Source organism: Bacteroides faecis MAJ27 (assembly GCF_900106755.1).
Taxonomy (GTDB): Bacteria; Bacteroidota; Bacteroidia; order Bacteroidales; family Bacteroidaceae; genus Bacteroides; species Bacteroides faecis.
Genome location: NZ_FNNN01000034.1, coordinates 34,330 through 42,533 on the forward strand (window position 1 = coordinate 34,330; position 8,204 = coordinate 42,533).

Sequence of the window (8,204 nt, forward strand, 5' to 3'; positions counted from 1 at the left end):
TAGCGACCAAACATTATCAGACATCTTTCGAGACAAAAAAAGAAAGGCGGCAATATCCGTTTCCGAAAATTCCCGTCTTTCATTTATATGAATGTGCACAATGTACTGACTGCCCTAAAATGTCAGCTTTTTCACAAATTCTTCTGCCCGTGCCAACGTCTCCGGCTTGCCGATATCAATCAGTTCCAACTTCTCCGCAAGATAACCAGAATAATCCGTCTGCCCGCAAGTAGCCAGATAAAAATCCATGATGGAAAACTTGCCTTCCCAGCGCGGTGCCTCCATCAACCGGAAGACAGCAGGCGAAAAGACATGAATACCGCTAAAGGCATACTCCCTATAGAGCGACTCATCATAGTGGAAACCTTCGGGTTTTACCTGCCCCGTATCCTTGTTTATCCACCCGCGCAATTTTCGCTCCGTATTAAAAAGCAGATAACGGGAAGTTGTACGCCGGCTGGCAAGCAAAGTAGCTACGCTCCCACTCTGCATATGAAAGTCATACAGTTCTTTCAGATTCATATCCGAAAGGATATCCACATTATGTACCAGGAAAGGCTCACCGGAGTTTTCAAAAAAAAGACGGGCTTTTCTGATTCCTCCCCCCGTATCGAGCAGCCGATCCCGTTCGTCGGAGATATGTATGGTAAGTCCGAAGTCGTTATTAGTCTTCAGAAAATCGATAATCTGCTCACCGAAATGATGAATGTTAATCACTATCTCGGTAAAGCCGGAAGCTTTCAGCTTTAAGATCACATGTTCCAGCATCGGACATCCGGCTACGGGAACAAGAGCTTTGGGCATCGTGTCGGTCAGTGGTTTCAGCCGGCTGCCTAGACCGGCGGCAAATATCATTGCTTTCATTATACAATAGCCTCAAAAGTCCGCTCAATATTCTGTTCACGGTGTACCAGTTCCACTTTCACCCCGAATTTTCGGTTCAAATGCTCTGCCAGATGCTGCGCCGAATAAACCGAACGGTGTTGTCCTCCCGTACAGCCGAAGCAAACGGACAAGTTACTGAATCCCCGCTCCATATATCGCTTTACCGAAGCATCCACCAACGCATAGACAGATTCGAGAAAACGGAGAATTTCTCCATCCTCTTCAAGGAATCTGATTACCGGTTCGTCCAGTCCCGTGAAAGGCTTGTAGCGTTCGTACTTACCGGGATTGTTCACCGCACGGCAATCAAAAACATAACCACCGCCATTGCCCGTAGGATCATCGGGAATCCCTTTCTTGTAAGCAAAACTCATTACTTTAACAGTAAGCTGCCGTTTTTTAAGGTCATCGGTAAACTGCTTGAGTTCGGTGAGTTCGCGTAATACCCGGCAGAGGTACGGATATTCGGGATATGCTTCTTTGAGCAGGTCACGCAGGTTTTGGATAGCAAAGGGAACACTCTGGATAAAATGAGGTTTCTTTTCAAAATACCCTCTGAAACCATAAGCTCCGAGCACCTGCAATGTACGGAAAAGAACAAAATGACGGAGCTGACTATAGAAATAAGGCTCATCAATAGGCTGGTATTTGCGCAGGGCATCCATATATTCCTGCAATAGTTCCTTACGGAGACTATCGGGATACTTCGCCTTGGCCTGCCACAGGAAAGAAGCGACATCATAATAGAACGGTCCCTTTCGTCCGCCCTGAAAGTCGATAAACCGCGGTTCACCGTCTTTAATCATCACATTGCGGCTCTGGAAATCGCGGTACATGAAGGTAGCGGAAGAACTGCGCAGCAGCACATCGCTCATCTTCTGAAAGTCGTCCTCCAGTTTGTCTTCCTGAAACTCCATACCGGTAGCTTTGAGAAAGCAATATTTAAAGTAATTCAAATCCCACAGAATAGAACGCTGGTTGAACTCCGGCTGCGGATGACAGCGGGAGAAATCAAAACCGTCAGCCCCCGCAAACTGTATGGCAGGAAGCAAGCGGACTGTCTTGCGAAGCAGTTCTTTTTCTTCTTCGGAGAATACACTGGTGGCACGCCCCTTCTCGATTGCATGAAACAACAGGATATCTCCCAGGTCCTCCTGAAGATAATAGCCCTTATCTTCGGAAACAATATAAACCTCGGGAACAGGCAGGCCGGACTTGCGGAAATGAGCAGCCATATAAAGGAATGCATCATTCTCCTCGACAGACGTTCCGGATACACCGATCAGGGTTTTCACACCTGTCAGCCGGAAATAACGGCGGTTGGATCCGGAAGATGGTAATTCTGTAATATTCTCAGCGGGGACTCCCGTATATTCCTGATAAAGTTTCTGTAATTCTTCGGTAATCATAGTCATACATTTTCGAGCAAAGATAAAGATTATGGATAAATTAACGCCATCTTTGCCAAAAACTCTTTGTACATTTTACTCATTATTCATCCGAATGCATTATCTTTGCTTCTGTTTACTCGACCTAATCTCATGAAAACAAGACTCTATATCGTCCTATGCATCGCATTCATCATACAAATGGCCGGTGTCCTTCCTTTACAGGCAGGGCATTACTATTACAAGCAGATCTCCCTGAAGGAAGGTCTTCCTTCTACCGTCCGGTGTATCCTTACGGATGAACAGGGATTTGTGTGGATAGGCACCCGTTCCGGCTTGGGACGGTTCGACGGTCATGAGCTGAAGAAATATACCCATCAGGCGAACGATCCGCATTCACTGCCCCACGACCTCATTCTTCAGATTGTAGAAGACCGTCAATACAATGTCTGGATTCTGACGGACAAAGGAGTGGCACGCTACCAGCGGCAAAGTGACGATTTCTACCTGCCAACCGATGAGAAAGGAAAAAATATTACGGCATATTCCGCCTGTACCACCCCGGACGGAATTTTATTCGGAGCCAAAAACAAGATTTACTTTTATAACTACCGGGACGCCTCTTTCCGCCTGCTACAGGAATTTAACCAGACGGACCTTCCCAACTTCAACGTCACAATTCTCAGCCTTTGGGACGAACACACCGCACTCTGTTGCAGCCGGTGGCAAGGTCTGCTCCTGCTCGACCTGAAAACAGGAAAATGCAGCCGTCCTCCTTTCGACTGCGGAAAGGAAATTATGAGTATGATCATCGACTCGAAAAACCGGATATGGATTGCCCCCTACAATAACGGACTCTATTGCTTCGACCGGAACGGAAAACAACTGGCATCATACACCACCCACAACTCATCCCTGAGCAACAACGTCATACTCAGCCTTGCCGAACGGGAGAATAAACTGTGGATCGGAACGGACGGAGGCGGCATCAACGTACTCGAACCGGAAACCGGACAGCTTTCCCTGCTGGAGCACATCCCCGGAAGAGACAACTATTCACTCCCCGCCAACTCCATTCTGTGCCTCTACAACGACCAGAACAACAATATGTGGGCCGGAAGTATCCGTAACGGACTGATCAGCATCCGCGAAGTGTCGATGGTTACCTACACGGACGTAGTGCCGGGCAACAACCGGGGACTGAGCAACAACACCGTTCTCAGCCTTTACCAGGAGTCTGATGATAAAATATGGATCGGAACAGACGGCGGCGGAGTCAATCTTTTCAATCCTCTCACAGAGAAGTTTACCCATTATCTCTCGACATGGGAAGACAAGGTGGCATCCATCTGCCAGTTTACTCCCGGCAAACTGCTGATTTCCCTTTTCTCACAAGGAGTATTCGTATTCAATCCGTCTACGGGAGAAAAGCAGCCATTCACCATCATAGATACGCCAACCACCACACGCCTCTGTAACCGGGGAAAGACTGTCAATCTCTACCAGAACAGCCCTAACAGCGTGCTGCTTCTCGGAGATCACGTCTATCAGTACGACCTGAACAAACGTACCTTTTCCATCGCAACCGAACAGGAGGGACAAGACATTATCGGCACACTTCTCCCCATCGCCAACCACGGAGATTACACCTACCTGAATGACACCAAGCGTATCTACCAACTGGACAACCGCAGCAATGAACTAAAGCCCTTGTTCCGGTGCTATAATGATACGGTCATCAATTCCGTCTCGCGCGATGAATACGGAGATTTCTGGATAGGAAGTAATTATGGGCTCACCCACTATGATCCCACGACCCGAAAACGGACTCCTTTTGCCACCAACCTATTCACAGAAGTGACACTCATCGTATGCGACCAGCAAGGCAAGGTATGGTTTGGCACAAACGATATGCTTTTCGCCCGGCTGATCAAAGAAAAGAAATTTGTACTGTTCGGCGAATCGGACGGTGCCATTCAGAACGAATATCTCTCCAAACCCCGTTTGCTGAGCAAACGCGGAAACGTCTACATGGGAGGCGTCAAAGGACTGCTCTATATCAACAGCAAACTGCCCCTGCTTACCTCCGAATCTCCTAAATTACAATTATCGGATGTGATCGTCAACGGAGAATCCGCCAACAACGAACTGAGTGGTAACCCAACCGGGATTTCCGTTCCCTGGAACAGCAATATAAGCATCCGCATCATGTCAAAGGAAGAGGATATTTTCCGGCAGAAAGTGTACCGGTATCAGATAGAAGGACTGAACGATCAGCAGATCGAATCGTACAATCCGGAACTGGTCATCCGCTCACTCCCACCGGGCGATTATCAGATTATGGCTTCCTGCACGGCCAAAGACGGCAGCTGGATTCCCAGTCAGCAAGTACTGGAACTGACCGTACTCCCGCCCTGGTACCGTACCTGGTGGTTCACACTGGGGTGTGCCCTGCTCGTCACCGGCATCATAGTCGAGACGTTCCGGAGAACACTGAAACGGAAAGAAGACAAGTTGAAATGGGCCATGAAGGAACACGAGCAACAGGTGTATGAGGAGAAAGTACGTTTCCTGATCAACATCAGCCACGAACTACGTACCCCGCTGACACTGATTCACGCTCCACTCAGCCGGATATTGAAATCTCTGTCTCCGGGAGATACGCAATACCTGCCACTGAAAGCGATCTACCGGCAGTCCCAGCGAATGAAGAATCTGATTAATATGGTGCTCGATGTCCGTAAGATGGAAGTGGGAGAAAGCAAATTGATCATACAGCCGCATCCGCTCAACGAATGGATCGAACAGGTATCACAAGATTTTGTCAGCGAAGGCGAAGCGAAAAATATACATATTCATTACCAGCTCGACCCACGCATCGAAACCGTGAGTTTCGATAAGGACAAGTGTGAAATCATCCTGAGCAATCTGCTTATCAATGCACTGAAACACAGCCCGCAAGATACGAGAATCACCATTTCCTCCGAATTGCTGTCCGAAGAAAAAAGAATACGCGTCTCCATTACCGATCAGGGATGCGGCCTGCAACAGGTGGACACCCATAAGCTCTTCACCCGCTTTTATCAGGGTATGGGAGAACAGAGCGGAACCGGTATCGGGCTGTCTTACTCCAAGATTCTGGTAGAACTGCACGGCGGCTCTATCGGTGCACGTGACAATTCGGAATCGGGAGCTACCTTCTTCTTCGAACTGCCGCTGAAACAAGAGTCGGAAGAGATTATCTGCCAGCCCAAAGCCTATCTGAATGAACTGATGAGTGACGACAGCGGCAAGCAGTTACAAGAAGAAGACAGTTTTGACACCACTCCATACAGTATTCTGGCAGTAGACGACAATCCCGACCTGACGGACTTCCTGAAAAAAGCGCTGGGTGAATACTTCAAACGGATATTGATTGCCGCGGATGGCGCAGAAGCACTGCAACTGATCAGAAGCCATACTCCCGATATCATCGTCAGCGACGTCATGATGCCCCGGATGAACGGATATGAGCTTTGCAAAAACATAAAGGAAGACATTACGATCAGTCACATCCCCGTCATCCTGCTGACAGCGAGAGACGACAAACAAAGCCAGATGAGCGGCTACAAGAATGGGGCGGATGCCTATCTGACCAAACCGTTCGAAGTGGAAATGCTGATGGAGCTGATCCGTAACCGGTTGAAAAACCGTGAACACACCAAGAAAAGATACCTGAGTGCAGGATTGATCCCCGCTCCGGAAGAAAGCACGTTCAGCCAGGCAGATGAAACTTTCCTGCTCAAACTGAACAAGATCATTCAGGAGAACCTGGACAACAGTCAGTTGGACATACCCTTCATCTGCAAAGAAATCGGTATGAGCCGGGCTTCCCTCTACAACAAACTGAAAGCGCTCACGGATATGGGAGCGAATGACTATATCAATAAGTTCCGGATGGAGCAAGCGATGATACTGATCACCAGCACGGAAATGTCATTCACGGAAATCGCGGAAAAAGTGGGATTCACGACGTCCCGCTATTTCAGTACCGCTTTCAAACAGTACACGGGAGAAACCCCGACCCAATATAAGGAGAAACATAAAAAAGAAACAGCCAAAGACGATTAATCAACAAAACCCCTGATATATAAATATCTTAACACATTATTTTTTATGGATTACAAATTATTTTCTTTAGTAAGCGGCACGCTTATTCTTTCAGGTCTGTCTGCCAATGCGCAGAAAAACAACACAAAGCCGAATATCCTTTTCATCCTCTGCGATGATATGGGATACGGTGATCTGGGATGTTACGGTCAGCCATACATCCGCACCCCCCATCTAGATGCGATGGCAAGCGAAGGCATGCGCTTCACACAGGCATACGCAGGAAGTCCTGTCAGTGCTCCTTCCAGAGCCTCCTTTATGACAGGACAGCATACAGGACACTGCGAAGTACGAGGTAACAAGGAATATTGGACGAGTGCGCCTACAATCATGTATGGCAATAATAAGGAGTATGCAGTAGTGGGGCAACATCCTTACGATCCCGACCACATCATCTTACCCGAAATAATGAAGGAGAACGGATACGCTACCGGCATGTTCGGCAAATGGGCGGGAGGCTACGAAGGTTCCTGTTCTACTCCGGACAAACGTGGAGTGGATGAATACTACGGCTACATCTGCCAGTTCCAGGCCCACCTCTACTATCCTAACTTCCTCAACCGCTACAGCAAGGCACTGGGTGATACGGGAGTGGTACGTGTCGTTATGGACGAGAACATCAAGTATCCGATGTACGGCCCCGATTATCATAAGCGTCCGCAATATTCCGCCGACATGATTCACGAGAAAGCGATGGAATGGCTGGACGGACAGGACGGCAAGCAACCTTTCTTCGGAGTACTAACTTACACCCTTCCCCATGCGGAACTGGTTCAGCCGGAAGATTCTATCTTAAATGAATACAAGGAGAAGTTCAATCCGGACAAGAGCTATGGCGGCAGCGAAGGATCACGATACAATGCGATCACACATGTACACGCACAGTTTGCGGGAATGATTACCCGACTGGACTATTACGTAGGAGAAGTGCTGAAAAAGCTGAAAGAGAAGGGACTGGACGAGAATACACTGGTCATTTTCTCCAGTGACAACGGCCCTCACGAAGAAGGAGGAGCCGATCCTACATTCTTCGGCAGAGACGGTAAACTACGTGGTTTGAAACGCCAGTGCTACGAAGGAGGTATCCGTATTCCATTTATCGCCCGTTGGCCGGGACACGTACCCGCAGGTACAGTGAACGATCACATCTGCGCATTCTACGATCTGATGCCTACTTTCTGCGAGATCATCGGAGAAAAAAACTACGTAAAGAAATATACCAACAAGAACAAAGAAGTGGATTACTTCGACGGCATTTCCTTCGCCCCGACCTTGCTGGGAAAGAAAAAGCAGAAAGAACATGACTTCCTATATTGGGAGTTCAATGAAACAAACCAGATCGGCGTGCGTATGGGAGACTGGAAAATAGTAGTGAAGAAAGGTGTACCTTTCCTTTACAATCTGGCTACGGACATTCACGAAGACAACAATGTGGCCGACCAGCATCCGGAGATTGTAGAAAAAATGAAGACAATTATCTTTGCACAGCATACACCTAACCCTTATTTTTCTGTTACACTGCCGGAGAAGAAATAAGATAATCAGACAACGACAAATCATTATTCATAAGGTTTGGTTAGGAATGTAAGAACAAAAATGTAACTTTGCCATAACGAAAAACTTATTCCTAAAGTTACAAATACTTTACTTTGGGAAACAACAAAGGGGCTGTGTCAAAACTAAGGCACATCCCCTTCTTTTTTTAATATAAAATAGTCGTTCCTCTTTTTTGTCTATGCGACTATTTTTTCAGTAATTAGGTAATAAGGCTTAATATTCGTC

General features: G+C 47.5%; 4 protein-coding genes. 2 read left to right on the forward strand and 2 right to left on the reverse strand.

The genetic code is table 11. The features are described 5' to 3' along the window. Window positions 1-114: 114 nt before the first annotated feature. Window positions 115-864 (reverse strand): nucleotidyltransferase family protein, encoded by a 750-nt coding sequence (locus tag BLW31_RS21285; RefSeq protein WP_010538884.1) that lies wholly within the window; start codon window positions 862-864, stop codon window positions 115-117. Further along, window positions 864-2,294 carry a RapZ C-terminal domain-containing protein gene (locus BLW31_RS21290; protein ID WP_010538885.1) on the reverse strand — a complete coding sequence of 477 codons (1,431 nt, stop codon included), beginning with the start codon at window positions 2,292-2,294 and terminating at the stop codon, window positions 864-866. Before BLW31_RS21290 ends, BLW31_RS21285 begins: the two co-directional genes overlap by 1 nt. Before the next feature lie 132 nt (window positions 2,295-2,426). On the opposite strand from BLW31_RS21290, the gene BLW31_RS21295 reads away from it, so the two are divergent. Together BLW31_RS21295 and BLW31_RS21300 are read left to right on the forward strand one after the other, a co-directional pair. Beyond that, window positions 2,427-6,383 (forward strand): two-component regulator propeller domain-containing protein, encoded by a 3,957-nt coding sequence (locus BLW31_RS21295; RefSeq protein WP_022301114.1) that lies wholly within the window; start codon window positions 2,427-2,429, stop codon window positions 6,381-6,383. 45 nt (window positions 6,384-6,428) lie between these two features. Continuing rightward, a complete protein-coding gene (locus tag BLW31_RS21300) occupies window positions 6,429-7,958 on the forward strand; it encodes an arylsulfatase (RefSeq protein WP_010538887.1) in 1,530 nt (509 codons plus the stop codon). Window positions 7,959-8,204 lie beyond the last annotated feature (246 nt).